The following is a 16435-nucleotide window of genomic DNA, read 5'->3' on the forward strand; positions in this document are numbered from 1 at the left end:
GCTGCATGAATGAGTGGGAACATCTACAGTCGGAAGTGAGCCGGTGGCGTTACAAACTTTTAAAACGACCGACGACGTTCGAACGATTTTCGAAGAAGACACAAAAAAAGGTGAACGAATTCATCCCTAATCGTGTTCACGAATTCATTACTGAGAGTATTAAAAAAATGGTCCAAGTGGTACTATTAGGAAATGAATATGTAACAAAGCCGTTTCATGAGCCCGTGTCGTTTGCTGAACGAGAACAGAAAGTGCTGGCAGCGAAAGAAAAGTATAAAAAGTTAGCAATCGTTGAGGGAGCGGGTACAGGTGCAGGGGGCATTTTGTTAGGTTTGTCCGATTTTCCACTGCTGCTCTCGATTAAAATGAAATTTTTGTTCGAAACGGCGGCCCTTTATGGATTTGACACGAGAGACCAAAAAGAACGGCTATTTCTTCTGTACGTGTTTCAACTAGCCTTTTCGAGTCAAGAACATCGGGCAAGAACATTGCAAATGATTGAAGAGTGGGAAGAGAAAAAAGAGGAAATTACCGATGTGGATTGGTATGTATTTCAACAAGAATATCGGGACTATATAGATTTTGTCAAACTCCTGCAATTGGTTCCTGGCTTTGGAGCAATCGTTGGGGCAGTAGCGAATAAACAGTTGCTCGATCATTTGGGGGAAACGGCAATGAATGCATACCGAATTCGTTGGGGGCAACAACTTCATAAATGATAAGAAAAAACCGCCATTGTTATATACATTGGCGGTTTTCGTATGAAAGCGAAAACCCCATTAGATTTATTCAAGGAGCCGGTGAGCGCTTATTCCTCGTCTTCTTTCACCATATAAGACATTTCCATAAATACTCTTTGACTTTCTATTAGTGGTTCCCTCTCATGGTGTGGTACGTAATGGTATTTCCCAGTTTCATCTTGTTCTCTTGCCTTCGAATTGTCGGCAAGTTCAATCTCTAAATTTTTTATTAACCGTTTTTTTAATCCTTCATCAAAGATCGGCCACATGATTTCGACCCGTTTTTCCATATTCCGAGTCATCATATCAGCAGAGGAGAGGAAGACGTCTTCTTTGCCATTGTTAAGGAAATAATAGACACGGCTATGCTCTAAGAAGCGCCCGACGATGCTACGAACGCAAATATTTTCACTAACCCCCTTAATTTGCGGCTTTAAGCAACAAATGCCACGAACAATTAAGTCGATTTGTACACCAGCGATGGAGGCTTCATACAGCTTCATAATGAGTTCTTTATCGGTTAAGGAATTCATTTTCGCAATAATACGACCGTCCCCATGTTGCTTTTGGTATTTTATTTCACGTTCAATAAGCGATATAAGATGTGAGCGTATGTCGTATGGAGCGACTGAAAGATAGTGAAAATTTGGTTTTTCTAAATATCCGCTAAGGTAATTAAAGAAATGAGTCGCATCTTCACCAATTTTCTCGTTTGACGTAATCAATCCATAATCAGTATACAATTTGGCAGTTTGATCGTTGTAATTTCCCGTACCTAAATGGACAAAACGTTCAATTTTTCCGTTCCTTCTTCTGACAACAAGCGTAATTTTACTGTGAGTTTTTAGATAAGTCATTCCGTAAATTACGTGGCAGCCTGCTTTTTCTAATTCTTTTGCCCATTGCACATTTTTTTCCTCATCAAAACGCGCCTTTAATTCGACTAATACGGTGACTTGCTTTCCATTTTCTACTGCACGCTTTAACGCGTTTATGATTGGGGAGTCCCCACTTACCCGATATAGCGTTTGTTTAATTGCTAATACATTCGGATCATCTGCCGCATCGGATACAAAGTCAATAACAGGTTGGAACGATTCGTACGGGTGATGGAGTAAAATATCTTTTTCAAGGGCCGCCACAAAAATGTCTTCATAACCAATTAAATCTTTAGGTGGTTGCGGAATCATCGTCTCAAACACTAAGTGTTCCTTCAACGAGATTAGGTCTTTGTAAAAGCTAAACAAATACGTTAAATCAAGCGGACCTTGAATAATATAAACGTCCTTTTCATAAATTTCTAATTCGTTTTTTAAAAAGGAAAGAGTTCGCCAATCAAGTCCTTTTTCACTCACTTCGAGACGTATGGCTGCTCCCCATTTCCGTTTCTTAAGCTCTTTTTCAATTTCTTTTAATAAATCACGTGCTCCTTCTTCATGAATCGTTAAATCGGCATTTCTTGTAATACGGAATTGAGTCACGGTATGTACATGATAGCCGTGAAACAGTTTGTCGATAAAGTAGGTAATCACATCTTCTAGAAGAACGTATTGATAAATGTCATTTTTGGAAGGAACCCGAATAAACCGTTGTAGGACAGCGGGTACTTGAACAATGGCCAATTTTAACCGTTGTCCCTCGAATTCATCCTCGTCCTCTAACATAACAGCTAAATTTAAGCTTTTATTCAAGAGCATGGGAAATGGTCGATAGGCATCGATCGCCATCGGAGTTAAAACAGGAAAGACTTGATTCGTGTAATATTTTTCTAAAAACGTTAGTTGTCGTTCATCGAGCTCGTCCAACGATAAAAATTCGATGTTTTCCTCTTTTAATTGAGGTAAGATAATCTGATTAAAGGCCTCGTACTGCTTAATAATTAATTCATGAGTTTTAATTGAAATTTTTTCTAGCTGTTGTTTTGGAGTGAGACCAGCTTTATTTTCAGGTTTATTAAAACCGGCTTTGACTTGGTCTTTTAGTCCGGCTACTCGAACCATAAAAAATTCGTCTAAATTAGATGAAAAAATGGATAAAAATTTTAATCTCTCTAATAATGGATTACGTTCATCTAATGCTTCTTCCAGGACTCGTTCGTTAAACGCTAACCAACTTAATTCACGGTTGTTGTAGTATTTCGGATGATCTAATGGTGTCCTCATAGAAACGTCCCCTTTTATGCTTGTAGTTTAAGTATGTTCTTTTGCAAATGTTAAAATGATAGTTGTTTTTAAATTTTTTTCTAGATGCTTCTTTTGTTTTTCAATCTGTTCGTATTCCCCTATCCAATTTTTTTGGCAATATAGATTTACATGTAAACCGTCATTTCCACGGGTAACGGATATGTCTTTTACTATTTGGCGTTTTGTGTAATTAAAACTATAAGTAAATTTAAGAAGCGATCCTAAAAAACGGATTTTTTTCAACTCTTCTTTTGAAAACCAATTCTTAAATGGAGTAACGTATTGTTTAAATATACGATTACTTTTATATGATGATAGAAGCGCTAGCTCAATTTTTTCTTTATGGGAAAGACCATTAATAGTTCGATTGGCCAATACATAAAACGTATGTTGACTGCTAGATTCTGAATCAATATATTCCCCTAGATGAAACGTATAAGATGCTCGTCGTAATAATAAAAGGTCGTCGTCCGTTAAGGAAAAAGGGATATAAGGTTGTAGGAAATAAAACATTTTCGTGCACAAATTGGTTGTATAGACGGCGTGTTTTGTATCAATTTGAAAGTCGTTAGCGAGCTCGAAAAAGCTTTCTTCGACAACATTTGGAAGAAGAGGGGGATCGAATGTTTTCGTCATTTGATCGTACATTATTCCTTCTCGAAGTCCTTTACGACTTAAAATAAAAGATGGAGCATTGGATATTTCCATTAGCACAAGAAACACGATAAGGGCTGGAACGATCGTATCGGCACGGTCTTTTGATAGTCCTTCAACTTTTTGTAATGAATCAAACGATAAGGAACTTAGGTAATCAATCATGTGGGAAATGTCTTGCTGAGTGAGTTCATATTGATGCACACTTGCGATTGGATAAGATTTTATCGCTTGGTCAATTTGAACCATGTTGCGGGCACTTCCACCAATTCCGACAATTGGAACGAATGTGGAGCGAATCCAATCGTGTGTGGTTAATTCATTGGTAATGAAGGTTTTTAATTGGTGAATTTCTTCATTCGTTGGGACTTGACCTTCGATAAAATCATTGGCGAGAGACAATGCCCCGAATGGAAAACTGTGATACTGAATGAACTTTCGGTCTTGGAATAACGTAATTTCTGTACTCCCACCACCGATATCAATGGCTATCCCGGTTTGGATGGAAGTGGAGTTTACAACCGAAAAGTACCCATAATACGCTTCTTCGTACTCGGTTAATACTTGAATCGTGAAACCCGTTTCGTTCCGTACGGTATCTATTATTTTCTGTTGATTTTTAGCTTGTCGAATAGTAGCGGTAGCGATGACTTTTAACTCATCTACTTGATAATTGTGAATGATCTCTTTGAAAATGGATAATGTTTCAACTAGTTGAGTCATTCCTTCTGTTGAAAAATAGCCATCGTTGGATAAATAATTACGCAGACGTGCAGCAATTTTTACGTTTTCGATTTCTTTAAAGGACCTGTAAGTTGAAAGTTCATAAATAACTATTCGAATGGTATTTGAGCCGATGTCAATAACTGCAAATGTTTTCATGAATAACGACCTCTTTTGTGGTATTTTATCGAGTGTTCGGGACACTTATAGTGGGTTTTATAGCAATAGTGTAGTAGTTGCGGCCACTTTTCGGTGAGATGTTGAAGGATTTGTATGCTTTTCGGTTATAAGCGGATGATAAAAGTCCCGGACATCTTAACATATTATCAATAATAATTTTTTAACTTTTCCCTTACTTTTATTATATTCTTTATATATGGTGCGTGTAAGTTTTTCCGGTTAGATAGTATCCAACATGAAAAAGGGCAATTTTATGACATTTTCTCTCGAATAGTTTCCTTTTTCCACAGGAAGGACTATAGTGAAATCAGTAATAACAGAGTAGGTTATGATGAAAAGGTCAAAGAACGATATGGTACAATATAATGAAGATGTTCTTTTGGAAAGGTGGAATTCATACTATGGTACGAAAGTTTAACGATACATTTTTACAGGCGGCTCGTGGGGAGAAAGTACCATATACGCCTGTTTGGTATATGCGACAAGCTGGACGCTCTCAACCGGAGTATCGTGCGTTAAAAGAGAAATATTCTTTATTTGAAATTACTCATCAACCGGAACTATGTGCGTACGTAACTCGTTTACCGGTGGAACAATATAATGTGGATGCAGCAATTTTATATAAAGATATTATGTCTCCATTACCTGCTATTGGAGTAGATGTTGAAATTAAATCAGGGGTGGGACCGGTTATCCATAACCCAATCCGTTCATTACAAGATGTAGAAAAACTAGGAGAAATTCATCCGGAGAAAGATGTTCCTTATGTCCTGGATACGATTCGTATATTAACAAAAGAACAACTTTCTGTTCCCCTCATTGGATTTGCCGGTGCTCCGTTTACGTTAGCTAGCTATATGATTGAAGGCGGTCCATCGAAAAATTATAACAAAACGAAAGCATTTATGTATGCAGAGCCAAAAGCGTGGTTTGCTCTTATGGACAAACTAGCTGATATGACCATTACATACGTGAAAGCGCAAATTCACGCTGGGGCAAGTGCCATTCAAATTTTTGATTCATGGGTTGGGGCACTGAACGTACCAGATTATCGTTACTTTATTAAACCGACAATGGAGAAAATTTTCACAGCTTTACGTGAAGAAAATGTACCGCTCATTATGTTTGGAGTTGGGGCTAGTCATTTAGCTCTTGAATGGAATGACTTACCGATTGATGTTGTCGGTTTGGATTGGAGATTATCTATTCGTGAAGCACGCCAAATGGGCATTCATAAAACGGTACAAGGTAACTTAGATCCGGCTATTTTATTAGCCCCTTGGGAAGTGATTGAAGAGCGTGTCAAAGAAATTCTTGACCAAGGAATCGAACAGCCAGGCCATATATTTAACCTAGGACACGGGGTATTCCCGCAAATTCAACCGACCACATTGAAAAAACTTACTGCGTTTATTCATGAATATAGTGCCGAAAAAATGAAGGCGTAAGAGGTGACTCACATGGCAAGAAGGAAAATGGGACTTCTCGTAATGGCTTACGGAACACCATATAAAGAGGAAGATTTAGAACGGTATTATACGCATATTCGTCATGGCAGAAAGCCGTCTCAAGAAATGCTGGATGAATTAAGAGAACGATATGATGCCATTGGTGGCATTTCTCCATTAGCCAAAATTACACTCGAGCAAGCCAAAAAATTAGAAGAGCGATTAAACGAATTACAAAATGACGTTGAGTTCAAAATGTATTTAGGATTAAAACATATTGAACCGTTTGTTGAAGATGCGGTGGAAAAAATGCACAAAGATGGAATCGAAGAAGCCGTATCGATCGTGTTAGCACCACATTTCTCAACGTTTAGCGTCAAATCATACAATGGCCGGGCAAAAGAAACAGCCAATAAATTAGGAGGACCTACGATTACTTCGGTTGAAAGCTGGTACGATGAGCCTAAATTTATTGACTACTGGGTCACAAAAATTAAAGAAACATACGCGTCTATGCCAGAAGAGGAACGAAATGAGGCCGTATTAATTGTATCAGCGCATAGCTTACCGGAAAAAATCTTAACGGTAGGCGATCCATATCCACAACAATTAGAAGAAACAGCGAAATTAATCACGGAAAAGGCCAACATTTCTGATTATGCGGTTGCATGGCAAAGTGCAGGCAATACACCAGAGCCATGGTTAGGACCAGATGTACAAGATATTACTCGGACTTTGTATAAAGAAAATGGATACAAAGCGTTTGTTTATGCACCCGTTGGCTTTGTCTCTGATCATTTGGAAGTGTTGTACGATAACGACATTGAATGTAGAGCGGTAACGGATGAACTTGGTGTTTCCTACTATCGACCGCCAATGCCTAATACGGCACCGGAATTCATTGACGCCATGGCTACAGTAGTAATGAAAACACTTGGAATGAACAAGTAATACGTTGATAAAAAGAAGGCGATGGAACGTGAATAAAAAACACATTGCAATCATTGGCGGTGGAATGACTGGATTGACTGCCGCTTATTACTTACAAAAAGAAATTCGAAACCAACAGCTCCCATACGAAATTACGTTAATTGAAGCGAATTACCAGTTAGGAGGAAAAATTCAAACCGTTCGTAAAGATGGTTTTGTTATAGAACGTGGTCCGGATTCCTTTTTAGCGCGGAAAACAAGTATGAGCCGTTTGGCACAAGAAGTTGGAATGGCCGATCAATTAGTCAATAACGCAACCGGTACGTCGTATGTACTAGTGAATGAACAACTTCATCCGATTCCAGAGGGAGCGGTGATGGGGATTCCGACGCATATAACACCTTTTGTGACAAGCGGATTATTTTCTATGACAGGAAAATTTCGAGCCGCTCTCGATGTCGTGATTCCTCGCTCAAAAGCAACCGGGGACCAATCGCTTGGGCAATTTTTCCGTCGGCGTCTAGGGAATGAAGTCGTCGAGAACTTAATTGAACCGCTGTTATCAGGAATTTATGCGGGAGATATCGATCAATTAAGTTTACAAAGTACGTTCCCACAATTTTATGAAGTGGAAAAGAAGCATCGTAGCCTGATTTTAGGAATGAAAAAAACGATGCCAAAACCTCGTTCAAAAGGGAAAGAGAAAAAAGGGATTTTCCTTACATTTAAAAACGGATTACAATCATTCGTGGAAGCGATTGAACAGCATTTAACCGACGTAACCGTGAAAAAAGGAATCAAGGTAACAAACGTAAAAAAAGATGGAAACACGTATCAGATCGAGTTAAATAACGGGGAAGTCCTGCAAGCCGATGGTGTCGTAATAACGGTACCGCATGTCGCCTTGACTACTCTTTTACCGGAACTTGAAGCGGTTCAAGAGTTTAAACATATGCCGTCGACATCGGTGGCCACAGTCGCTATGGCGTTTCCGAAAGAAGCGATTAAAAAACAACTAGATGGGACTGGTTTTGTCGTTTCACGCAATAGCGATTATACGATTACCGCATGTACGTGGACGCATAAAAAATGGCCTCATACGACTCCTGATGGGAAAGTCCTCCTTCGTTGTTACGTCGGTCGAGCAGGAGATGAAGCGGTCGTTGATTTATCCGATGAAGACATTACCCAAATTGTACTAGATGATTTAAAACGAACAATGGATCTGACCGCAAAGCCGCTCTTTACGATTGTGACCCGTTGGAAACAGGCGATGCCTCAATACGTAGTGGGACATCAAAAGCGAGTGGAAAAGTTAAAACAACAACTACGACAACAGCTACCTGGTGTCATTATTGCCGGCAGTTCATTTGAAGGAATTGGCTTGCCGGATTGTATCGACCAAGGAGAAAAAGCGGTACAAGAAATGTTAGCGTATTTAAAATCCTAGGATTAAAGCGAGAAGAGACGAATTCGTTTCTTCTCGTTTAAACTTTTAATGGATGAAAAACCTTCTGATTTATAAAAAAATTTTCGATTTTATGAGGAAAAATCAAACCTTATGAGCAAACCTTTTGCATTATGAGAAAAAAATCTTAATTTATGAGAAAAAAATCCAAGTTTATGGGAAAAAAATCCAAGTTTATGAGAAAAAAATTTAAGTTTATGGGAAAAAACTTCAAGCTTATGGGAAAATTTCCGATCATAAGAGAAAACCGCTACATTAATGAGCAAATCGTCAGATGAAGAAAGCCAGGTGCCCCGATTGTTATGAGAAAAATCAAATCTTACGAGCAAACCTTCTGCATTATGAGAAAAAAATCTTAATTTATGAGAAAAAACTTCAATTTTATGAAAAAAACTTTTAATTTATGGAAAAATAATCCTAGAAAAAAAGCCCTTGGCCAAATTTGTGCCAAGGGCTAACATTTATTGGAGCTTTTTCAAGTCGTCAATAATTTCATCAAATGGTACATCAGCATTACCGTTGTAATCTTTGACGAGCTCACCGTCTGCATTGATTAAAAAGAAACGGGTACCGTGAATGACTTGGTCATCGTTTTGAGGTTTTTTCACATATGTTTCAAATTGCTCATAAGCAAACTTTTCGATCGTTTCTTGAGAATAACCTGTTAAAAAATGCCAATTCGATAGATCGGCGTCAAATTTACTAGCGTATTCTTTTAAAATCTCTGGGGTATCTATTTCAGGATCGACACTAAAGGAAACGAAATGGACATTTTCTAGTCCTTCTTCTTTGACCATTTTTTGTAATTCACTCATATGAAAAGTCATTGGTGGACAAACCGTTTCACAATTAGTAAAAATAAAGTCAGCAATCCAAACCTTACCTTTTAAGTCTGCCAAACCAAATGGTTTACCATCTTGGTTCGTAAATTCAAAGTCTTGAATTGGTTCACCGTTTCCAAGTTCGGAATTACAAGCAGTTAAAAGCATAGTGCTGATGATGATAAATAAGCCAATTGTTCGTTTGGAAATTTTCATATTCATCCCCCAAATATAGAATCATTTCAGAACTATTATAGCGAAATGAACGTTGCTATGGTGGCTCCTAGTTAAATTGTTATCATTTGTCCATAATTTTTTCATAGTTTCCTCACAATTTCAACCCTTCTACCTTGTAAAGTGAAACTCTCCTCGTTTAATCACAACTTCAACTTGTCAATGATGTAGAAAGACAGTGTGCTTGATAGAATTCACTACCAATTGATGGACAAAAAATTGTGAAAAGAACTTCACAATGATTTCACATCTAAAAGATATAGTGACCTTGTAGAAACATAGAGGAGGAAAAAGTGATGAAGAAAGGTTGGAAATTAGGATTTGTCTTATTACTTATAGGTGGATTGCTTCTTGGATGTTCTGCAAATAACGACGAAACTGAAGATGCAAAGGACATTCATCCCATCGAAGTCACCATTGAGCTTCCTGAAAAAGGGGATGTAAATGAAGAAATTGAACTAAAAGCGATTGTTACACAAAATAAAGAAAAAGTGGCCGACGCCGATGAAGTAATGTTTGAAGTTTGGGAAGACGGAAAAAAAGACGAGAGTACGATGGTGGAAGGAACAAATAACGAGGACGGTACGTATACGGCACCGTACACGTTTGATCGTGACGGGGTATTCGTTGTCCAAGCACACGTAACGGCGCGAGGGATGCATAACATGCCAAAACAAACCATTACCATAGGAAATCCAACAAACGAAATGGCACACCATGACCAAATGGAAGAAGGGTTGTCTGTTCATTGGATGGAACCAGAAATGAATCCTGTAGGTAAACCGATTGAATTGATCGTTCATGTGAACAAAGACGGTCAGCCGGTTGAAAACGCAACAGTGAAATTTACCATTATAAACGAAGCAAACAAAGAAATAGCTAAAGTAGATGGTGAAATGAGTGCGATCGGTGAATATAAAGGAACAGTGACACTCGAACAAGAAGGACATTACAAAGTTTTGACGATGGTTCATAGTGGAGAAGACATGGTTGAAAAAGAAGAGATTCTGCACGTTGGTCATTCCCATTAAAGGTGAAATAAAAAGAAGGCTGTATTGTTTGAATGACAATGCAGCCTTTTTATATGAGGACTCATGAATGGCGAATGTTGAATAGAAGCGTCATTAATTAAGATTGGTCACGTTAAGACATTGATCGCATGTATTTCCGTAACATTCGTGTTGTTCTTCTATTTTTTCTCCACATTTAACACAATGCTTAGGGGGAAGGTTTTTAAAAAAATCGACAATGTTTTTAATCAATCTACTCACCTCCAGTGGACAAGGTGTTATATAACTGTATATCTTTTATTAAATTGTATTATAACAGAGTAAGGTTGGTCAATCATTTTTTTGAAAATACAAAAATTATGCGTGAAAGATAAAAATAAGGAAAGGTTTGAATCTTTTCGCTACAATAGAAGGCAAGAACGTGTAGTATCTTTATTAATGGAATCGCTATTTATAGGAACAAGGAAGATATAAGGAGGGGATGGATATGAAAGCCACCGTTATCGGACATTGGGGTGGGTATCCGAAAAAACAAGAAGCTAGTTCTGGATACTTATTAGAGCATGATGGATTTAAATTATTAGTAGACTGTGGAAGTGGTGTGTTATCCCATTTGCCAGAAGACGTTCAACCAGAACAATTAGATGCGGTTGTTCTTTCCCATTATCATGCCGACCATATAGCCGACATTGGGGTTTTACAGCACGCTTGCCTCATTCAAAAGCATCTAGGGAACGTACCAAAGTTGCCGCTTCCCATCTATGGACATACAAAACAGGTACAGGAATTTCAAAAGCTTACCTACAAGGACTTAACTAAAGGGATTCCTTATAATGAAAATGAACCAGTTATCGTCGGACCGTTTACCATTACGTTTTGTGAAACAATCCATCCGGTCCCATGTTACGCGATGCGAATAGAAGCAGCCGGGAAAGTCCTCGTGTATACGGCGGATACCGCTTATCACCCACGTCTTGCTTCTTTTGCGAAAGAGGCTGATGTTCTACTTTGTGAGTGTAATTTTTATGCTGGTATGAACGGCGCTAAGGCAGGGCATATGACGAGTACGGATGCCGGCAGGATGGCGCGTGAAGCACAAGTGAAACAACTTGTATTAACCCATCTTCCGCATTTTGGTGATATACAACAGCTACTTAAAGAAGCAGGCAGCATTTACGAAGGGCCGATTATGTTAGCGGAAAAAGGTTTAACCATGCATATGTAAAGGAGGAAATATAGAGATACTGTTTATTGATAATCAAAGAATCGTAAATCAATTTAGTGATTGAAGAATAAACCCTAAAGCATTTAGATCCAAACGAAACGTATTTGTTATTCATTTATTAATGAACTTTCTATTATTATAGGAAAAAAATCAAAACACCATTAAAGAAATTAATACGGATATGTAGAGAAAAATGGAATTCACGTCGTACGTCGTTTATCCAGTGGCGGAGCGGGATATTATGATTTAGGATCCGCTCTTTTTTTATTGGCGGTTATTGAATACAAAATTTTCTTTTTATATAATATATTTAGAAAATTTTACACAAATAATGAATGGTTATTCATTCATTTTAGAAAGGGAGGGTATTCATGAATTTAGCCAGTCAGTTGGAGAAAACGGCTCAAACGTATTCTCATAAAACGGCTTACTATTTTCAAGACAAACCTTGTACATATGGAGAATTAAACGAAGCTGTTTCGAAATTTGCTAATGGTTTATCCCAATTAGGATTAAAAAAAGGAGACCATATCGCCTTAATTGTCGGTAATTCACCACATTTTATTATTTCCCTATATGGGGCGATGCGCCTTGGGGTGACTGTTATCCCGATTAATCCGGTATATACGCCAGAGGAAATTCAGTATATCGTCTACAACGGCGATGTGAAAGCCATTATCACCTTAGACGTTCTACTCCCTGTCATGGAAAAAATCGTCCCTCACGTTCCATCCGTTGAGCATGTCATCTTATGTGAAACTTCCCAAGAAACCAACTGGACCACTTCTACATTAAACACTATTTTGAAAGCCTTTACAAATGTTTTGGCCCTAGGGGATTCCAAATTTGTCGATGTACCGATAGATAACGACGATGTCGCAGTCATTTTGTATACTTCAGGCACGACAGGAAAACCAAAAGGGGCTATGCTAACGTATAAAAACTTATATTCCAATGCGAAAGATGTCGCCGATTACTTACAAATGAGTGAGGACGATCGGGTTATTACGACGTTACCGATGTTCCATGTCTTTTGCTTAACGGTGGCTTTAAATGCACCTCTGTTAAACGGGGCTACGTTGTTAATTGTTCCAAAGTTTAGCCCAAAAGAAATTTTCCGACTAGCGAAGACTTATAAAGCGACCATTTTTACTGGTGTTCCGACGATGTACAATTTCTTATATCAGTATAAAGAAGGGGACCCAACGGATTTATCTACATTGCGTCTATGTATTTCTGGGGGGGCATCCCTACCAGTTGCATTATTAGAAAACTTTGAGAAAAAGTTTGGTGTCATCATTTCCGAAGGCTACGGCTTGTCAGAAGCGTCACCAGTTACATGCTTTAATCCTTTAGATCGTCCGCGAAAACCTGGTTCCATTGGTACATCGATTATGAATGTAGAAAATAAAGTTGTCGATGAACTTGGTCAGGAAGTGCCTGTTGGACAAGTAGGTGAGCTAATTGTTCGCGGACCAAACGTGATGAAAGGATACTATAAAATGCCGGAAGAAACGAATGCGACGATTAAAGATGGCTGGTTATATACAGGAGATTTAGCTAAACAAGACGAAGAAGGTTATTTTTATATCGTCGACCGGAAAAAAGATATGATTCTTGTCGGTGGATATAATGTATATCCGAGAGAAGTCGAGGAAGTGCTGTACCGCCATCCAGACGTCGTTGAAGCGTGTGTCGTAGGCGTTCCTGATCCAGCCTATGGGGAAACGGTGAAGGGCTATATCGTTTCTTCGAATCCAGGGTTAACGGAAGAGGGCATTATTCAATTTTGTCGTGAACACATTGCAGATTATAAAGTTCCGAGATTGGTTGAATTTCTTGATGAACTACCGAAAAATACGACAGGAAAAATTTTAAGAAGGGTATTAAAACAACAAGCAGCACAAGTAGAAGTAAAGTGATTCTAGTATTTACTAATTTCTTTTTATCTACTATTTTAAGAATATTCAAAGGATTTTCTCTTCTTTTGTCGAATTAAGGTGGTTGAACAAAGGGGAGAGGTGATGAGGAATGAACGTTGTGCTGCTTGAACAAAAACAGCATGTGGCGTACGTAACATTAAATCGTCCAGAAATGATGAACGCTTTTAATTACGATATGCTGTTAAAGCTCGAACAGGTAGTGGAATCCATCCGGATTAATCCGGATATTCGGGTCGTCGTCTTTACCGGTGCCGGAGAGCGGGCGTTTAGCGTGGGAGCCGATTTAAAAGAGCGGAAAACATTAACAGAACAACAAGTGAAGCGGAATGTGTATAAAATTGGAGAAGTATTTTCCGCTATTGATGACCTCCCTCAGCCAACGATTGCCATGATAAATGGATATGCGTTCGGAGGTGGCATGGAGTTAGCGTTAGCCTGTGACTTCCGTTTTGCTAGCAAACAAGCGTTGATGGGATTGACGGAAACGAGCTTAGGAATCATTCCAGGTGCCGGCGGGACGCAGCGACTTCCGCGCATCGTTGGGGAAGCAAAGGCGCTTGAGCTAATATTAACGGCGAAAAAAATGACCGCCGAAGAGGCGTATTCCTATGGGTTATTAACCGGAATAATTGAAGGTCATGAACTTTCAGATCAAGTCGATGTATTTGTGCAGCGTTTGCTAGCCAATGGACCGATCGCTGTTCAACAGGCCAAATTTGCTGTGAAACATGGAATGCAAGTAGATTTACAGACAGGTCTTCATTTGGAACGTAAAGCATATGAAATAACCATTCCAACCGAAGATCGTGTGGAAGCATTACGTGCCTTTGCCGAAAAACGGAAGCCAGTCTTTCAAGGAAAATAAGAAAATATAAAACGAGGCAGAGCGATGATCCGTTCTGCCTCGTTTTATTAATCCTCTGTGTAATAAATCATCATTTGACACATAATGGTTTCGTTGGTGCGATTTTCATACACGTGGTATACGTTTCCTTGAAAGTGCAAGGAGTCACCTTGATTTAACGTATAGACTGTTTCGTCAACAGTAATGTGCATCGTCCCCTTTATCATCGTAATATATTCTTCCATTCCTGGAGCATGACCAGTATTGACATAGTTACAACCTGGGTCAAGCTCAATAATATATACTTCAAACTTTTTTTCGGGGTCAAATGGGATGATAGGATAGACGCGATATTTTCCATCATCTTCGGGAATCGGTTCGTTTTCATGATGCCGAATAATGGTGACAGGTGCATTAGCTACTTTTAACAAAGAAGAAAAGGAAACTTTTAACCCGTTGGCGATTTTCCATAGAGTCGCAACCGTTGGATTTGACTCCCCGCGTTCAATTTGGCCGAGCATGGCTTTACTTACACCTGTTAGCGCGGATGTTTGATCTAAACTAAGGCCGCGGCTTTGTCGTAATGTTTTTAAATTTTCACCGATGGTTTGTTGAATTTTTTTCATTCGTATTCACATCTCCGCTTGTGTAATATAACGCACAAATGTATAATATAGTTTAATAGTCAAAGGAAGGAAATATACTCCTATTATACTAAATTTTTAATGGCAAATAGTTAATGGTATGAATGTAATTATTAACAATTTTAGGTGAGATTAGGGAGATGAGGTGAGAAACTGTGGAATTGCCGGTCGAACAAGTGAAGCGAAAGTCTGAATTTACGAAAGGATTACAGGCAGGGATTAGCATTGGGATTGGGTATTTTCCAATCGCTTTAACGTTCGGACTGTTAGCAAAATCGACTCATTTGTCCCTTTTGGACACCGTGTTGATGAGCGTGATCGTGTTTGCGGGGGCGTCCCAATACATTTCATTGAACTTATTAGCGGCTGGGGTTACCGGATTTGAAATAGTTCTGACGACGTTTATTGTTAATATTCGCCATTTGTTAATGGCGGCCTCTTTAAACGAAAAAATGGAAGAAGATGCCGTGTGGAAAAAGGCGCTTTATGCGTTTGGGATGACCGATGAGACATTTTCGATTGCCGCAACTCAAAAAGGAACCGTGTCATCAGCCTACTTTTTTGGAGTTATTTTTATAGCCTATACTAGTTGGGTGGTCAACTCGGCTTTAGGACATATCGTTGGGGCGAATTTGCCGTCTGTTTTGCAAGAAAGTATGACCATTGGTTTGTACGCTATGTTTATCGGTCTTTTAGTACCGTCAATGAAGCAAAGTGCCAAAGTGGTTCATTTAGCTATAATTGCTGCTTCCTTTAACTCGATATTTGTATTCAGCAATGTGTTATCCAGTGGCTGGGCAATCGTTTGTTCGACCATTTTGTCCTCCGTTATTGTAGAATGGATTGAACAATTTCGAAAAAAGGGGGTTAAGCTTCATGCAGACTAATTTGATTTGGGTCATTTTAGGAATGGGACTGGTCACGTATATTCCCCGAATGTTACCCTTTCTCTTGTTGAAAAACATGGAGCTCCCTGCGTTTTGGCAAAACGTGTTAAAAAATGTTCCTTACGCTACATTAGGTGCACTTATACTCCCAGGTGTATTATTTATTCAAGAGAGTATATGGTATGGTGTCGTTGGGGCCGCAACAGCCTTCGTATTAGCTTTTATCGAAATGAACGTAATTGTGGTTGTGCTTGGCTCAATCGGTATGTTAGCACTTGTTTCTATCATTTTTTAAAATGATTTGGTTTTCGGTCAGATTGCTTGGTTTCTGGCATTTTTTCACAAAGTATTGGGACTGTTTCTCAACTAGCCGGACACTTACACCTTAGACCTCTAGACACCTTTGACTTCTAGACCAATTCCTCAGCAATAGGAATGGTCTTTTTTTTATTGCTTGTTCTAAATAAATGATTTTGAACTACAAATAATAAGGAGAAGGAC

15 protein-coding genes are annotated in these 16435 nt (G+C 38.8%); 10 read left to right on the forward strand and 5 right to left on the reverse strand.

All coding sequences use genetic code 11. The annotated features are described in order from the left end of the window. Positions 1 to 5 precede the first annotated feature (5 nt). Positions 6 to 719, forward strand: coding sequence for an EcsC family protein (locus H0Z31_11390; GenBank protein ID MBO8178045.1), 714 nt, complete (start codon positions 6 to 8; stop codon positions 717 to 719). An 89-nt stretch (positions 720 to 808) separates the two neighbouring features. Here the strand turns inward: H0Z31_11390 and H0Z31_11395 are convergent, their stop codons facing one another. Together H0Z31_11395 and H0Z31_11400 are read right to left on the reverse strand one after the other, a co-directional pair. Continuing rightward, positions 809 to 2902: an RNA degradosome polyphosphate kinase gene (locus tag H0Z31_11395; protein MBO8178046.1), complete on the reverse strand. Its 2094-nt coding sequence runs from the start codon at positions 2900 to 2902 to the stop codon at positions 809 to 811. A 27-nt stretch (positions 2903 to 2929) separates the two neighbouring features. Continuing rightward, a complete protein-coding gene (locus H0Z31_11400; GenBank protein ID MBO8178047.1) occupies positions 2930 to 4459 on the reverse strand; it encodes a Ppx/GppA family phosphatase in 1530 nt (509 codons plus the stop codon). Positions 4460 to 4881: 422 nt separating this feature from the next. Between H0Z31_11400 and hemE the strand changes: the two genes are divergently transcribed. The 3 genes from hemE to hemY are packed head-to-tail and all read left to right on the forward strand — an operon-like array spanning position 4882 to position 8308. Continuing rightward, positions 4882 to 5928, forward strand: coding sequence for a uroporphyrinogen decarboxylase (gene hemE, locus H0Z31_11405; protein MBO8178048.1), 1047 nt, complete (start codon positions 4882 to 4884; stop codon positions 5926 to 5928). A gap of 12 nt (positions 5929 to 5940) precedes the next feature. After that, positions 5941 to 6879 (forward strand): ferrochelatase, encoded by a 939-nt coding sequence (gene hemH / locus H0Z31_11410; protein MBO8178049.1) that lies wholly within the window; start codon positions 5941 to 5943, stop codon positions 6877 to 6879. A 28-nt stretch (positions 6880 to 6907) separates the two neighbouring features. After that, positions 6908 to 8308: a protoporphyrinogen oxidase gene (gene hemY / locus H0Z31_11415; protein ID MBO8178050.1), complete on the forward strand. Its 1401-nt coding sequence runs from the start codon at positions 6908 to 6910 to the stop codon at positions 8306 to 8308. A 479-nt stretch (positions 8309 to 8787) separates the two neighbouring features. Here the strand turns inward: hemY and H0Z31_11420 are convergent, their stop codons facing one another. After that, positions 8788 to 9369, reverse strand: coding sequence for an SCO family protein (locus H0Z31_11420; protein MBO8178051.1), 582 nt, complete (start codon positions 9367 to 9369; stop codon positions 8788 to 8790). Between the two features lie 308 nt (positions 9370 to 9677). Here H0Z31_11420 and H0Z31_11425 point away from each other — a divergent pair, with 308 nt between their 5' ends. Further along, positions 9678 to 10412 carry a FixH family protein gene (locus tag H0Z31_11425; GenBank protein MBO8178052.1) on the forward strand — a complete coding sequence of 245 codons (735 nt, stop codon included), beginning with the start codon at positions 9678 to 9680 and terminating at the stop codon, positions 10410 to 10412. A gap of 93 nt (positions 10413 to 10505) precedes the next feature. Here H0Z31_11425 and H0Z31_11430 read toward each other — a convergent pair whose 3' ends face one another. Next, complete coding sequence (locus tag H0Z31_11430; protein ID MBO8178053.1) at positions 10506 to 10643, reverse strand: YhfH family protein; 138 nt, start codon at positions 10641 to 10643, stop codon at positions 10506 to 10508. A gap of 235 nt (positions 10644 to 10878) precedes the next feature. Here H0Z31_11430 and H0Z31_11435 point away from each other — a divergent pair, with 235 nt between their 5' ends. The 3 genes from H0Z31_11435 to H0Z31_11445 all read left to right on the forward strand — a co-directional run bounded on the left by H0Z31_11435 (position 10879) and on the right by H0Z31_11445 (position 14424). Beyond that, complete coding sequence (locus H0Z31_11435; GenBank protein MBO8178054.1) at positions 10879 to 11616, forward strand: MBL fold metallo-hydrolase; 738 nt, start codon at positions 10879 to 10881, stop codon at positions 11614 to 11616. Positions 11617 to 11987: 371 nt separating this feature from the next. Further along, positions 11988 to 13538: a fatty acid--CoA ligase family protein gene (locus H0Z31_11440; GenBank protein MBO8178055.1), complete on the forward strand. Its 1551-nt coding sequence runs from the start codon at positions 11988 to 11990 to the stop codon at positions 13536 to 13538. 109 nt (positions 13539 to 13647) lie between these two features. Then, a complete protein-coding gene (locus H0Z31_11445; protein MBO8178056.1) occupies positions 13648 to 14424 on the forward strand; it encodes an enoyl-CoA hydratase/isomerase family protein in 777 nt (258 codons plus the stop codon). Between the two features lie 47 nt (positions 14425 to 14471). Here H0Z31_11445 and H0Z31_11450 read toward each other — a convergent pair whose 3' ends face one another. Beyond that, positions 14472 to 15029, reverse strand: a complete 558-nt coding sequence (locus tag H0Z31_11450) for a helix-turn-helix transcriptional regulator (protein MBO8178057.1) — start codon at positions 15027 to 15029, stop codon at positions 14472 to 14474. 173 nt (positions 15030 to 15202) lie between these two features. Here H0Z31_11450 and H0Z31_11455 point away from each other — a divergent pair, with 173 nt between their 5' ends. Together H0Z31_11455 and H0Z31_11460 are read left to right on the forward strand one after the other, a co-directional pair. Next, positions 15203 to 15934, forward strand: a complete 732-nt coding sequence (locus H0Z31_11455) for an AzlC family ABC transporter permease (GenBank protein MBO8178058.1) — start codon at positions 15203 to 15205, stop codon at positions 15932 to 15934. Continuing rightward, positions 15924 to 16229, forward strand: a complete 306-nt coding sequence (locus H0Z31_11460) for an AzlD domain-containing protein (GenBank protein ID MBO8178059.1) — start codon at positions 15924 to 15926, stop codon at positions 16227 to 16229. The genes H0Z31_11455 and H0Z31_11460 overlap by 11 nt, the downstream gene beginning before the upstream one ends. Positions 16230 to 16435 lie beyond the last annotated feature (206 nt).

This window comes from Bacillus sp. (in: firmicutes), from assembly GCA_017656295.1.
Taxonomy (GTDB): domain Bacteria; phylum Bacillota; class Bacilli; order Bacillales; family JACDOC01; genus JACDOC01.

Bases quoted from the DNA above. Each gene is read 5' to 3' on its own strand.
- H0Z31_11460 (MBO8178059.1), top strand. From the start codon at position 15,924: ATGCAGACTAATTTGATTTGGGTCATTTTAGGAATGGGACTGGTCACG.
- H0Z31_11400 (MBO8178047.1), bottom strand. From the start codon at position 4,459: ATGAAAACATTTGCAGTTATTGACATCGGCTCAAATACCATTCGAATA.
- H0Z31_11420 (MBO8178051.1), bottom strand. From the start codon at position 9,369: ATGAATATGAAAATTTCCAAACGAACAATTGGCTTATTTATCATCATC.
- H0Z31_11425 (MBO8178052.1), top strand. From the start codon at position 9,678: ATGAAGAAAGGTTGGAAATTAGGATTTGTCTTATTACTTATAGGTGGA.
- H0Z31_11445 (MBO8178056.1), top strand. From the start codon at position 13,648: ATGAACGTTGTGCTGCTTGAACAAAAACAGCATGTGGCGTACGTAACA.
- hemH (MBO8178049.1), top strand. From the start codon at position 5,941: ATGGCAAGAAGGAAAATGGGACTTCTCGTAATGGCTTACGGAACACCA.
- H0Z31_11440 (MBO8178055.1), top strand. From the start codon at position 11,988: ATGAATTTAGCCAGTCAGTTGGAGAAAACGGCTCAAACGTATTCTCAT.
- H0Z31_11395 (MBO8178046.1), bottom strand. From the start codon at position 2,902: ATGAGGACACCATTAGATCATCCGAAATACTACAACAACCGTGAATTA.
- H0Z31_11450 (MBO8178057.1), bottom strand. From the start codon at position 15,029: ATGAAAAAAATTCAACAAACCATCGGTGAAAATTTAAAAACATTACGA.
- hemE (MBO8178048.1), top strand. From the start codon at position 4,882: ATGGTACGAAAGTTTAACGATACATTTTTACAGGCGGCTCGTGGGGAG.
- H0Z31_11390 (MBO8178045.1), top strand. From the start codon at position 6: ATGAATGAGTGGGAACATCTACAGTCGGAAGTGAGCCGGTGGCGTTAC.
- H0Z31_11435 (MBO8178054.1), top strand. From the start codon at position 10,879: ATGAAAGCCACCGTTATCGGACATTGGGGTGGGTATCCGAAAAAACAA.